Source organism: Janthinobacterium sp. BHSEK (assembly GCF_056174685.1).
On sequence record NZ_JBWBYV010000163.1, the window covers coordinates 1 to 834 of the forward strand.

An 834-nucleotide genomic window follows, 5' to 3' on the forward strand; every position below is an offset into this window, starting at 1 on the left:
CAGGAGCAGGCCCATGTATCCCGATCCAAAACGCGTCCGCAACAACCGTGTCATGGTACGCCTTGACGAATATGAGTATGACGTCCTGGCCGCTATCGCCAATTATCAGGGCGAGGAATTGGCGCCGTTTCTGCGGCAGCTCGCGCTTCGCCAGGCGGCAATAGTGCTTGGCGACGACAACAGTGTCACCTTACCCAGCATTGCTGCCTAAATGAAGTCACCAATCAGCAACTTTTGAGCAGCCGAAAATATGCCCGACCGTTCCGTACCTGTAGAAACATGCGATGAAGACCAAGACACGTTTGAACGTGTCCGAATACAGCAGGGCTTGGACACCATCGACCAGGCTATCGAGTGGTTAATTAAGGATAACGTACGAATCGGGATTCGCAAGATGAGCGGCCGAGGCCGTGCACTGTATCAAGTGAAAAGAAAGAACAAATGAGAGTCATCGGCCTGCCCTGCCCGCATTGCGAATACACCGTCCGCGCCGTCAAGAGCCGCACGATGTCCGCGATGTTCAAGGAAATCACCTACATGTGCCAGAACCCCGACTGTGGACACTCCTTCGTGGCAGGCCTGGAAGTGCTGCGTACCCTCTCGCTGTCCGCCATGCCCAAGCCGGATATCCGCATCCCGATGTCACAGCATGCGCGCACAGCGGCCACCAGCCAGCTGGCCCTGGACCTGACTGCGGGCTGCTGATGACTATCCCGATCCTCGCGCCGCCGTAGCCCGGCCGCTGTAATTCCCCTCTTTTGCTGTGCCCTGCAGCGCTCCCTTTTGAGCGTGCGGGATTCGTTCAACCTGAAATAAGGAAATTCGATGTTAAAC

General features: G+C 56.4%; 2 protein-coding genes. Both read left to right on the forward strand.

Annotated features, from left to right (window positions below):
- Positions 1-211, forward strand: a 211-nt coding sequence (locus AC0V2Y_RS27900; protein WP_475418435.1) for a hypothetical protein, incomplete at its 5' end; no start/stop codon positions are given.
- Positions 212-441: 230 nt separating this feature from the next.
- On the forward strand, positions 442-705 hold the full coding sequence (locus AC0V2Y_RS27905; RefSeq protein WP_071079002.1) for an Ogr/Delta-like zinc finger protein: 264 nt from the start codon (positions 442-444) through the stop codon (positions 703-705).
- The last annotated feature ends 129 nt before the right edge of the window (positions 706-834 follow it).

Bases quoted from the DNA above. Each gene is read 5' to 3' on its own strand.
- AC0V2Y_RS27905 (WP_071079002.1), top strand. From the start codon at position 442: ATGAGAGTCATCGGCCTGCCCTGCCCGCATTGCGAATACACCGTCCGC.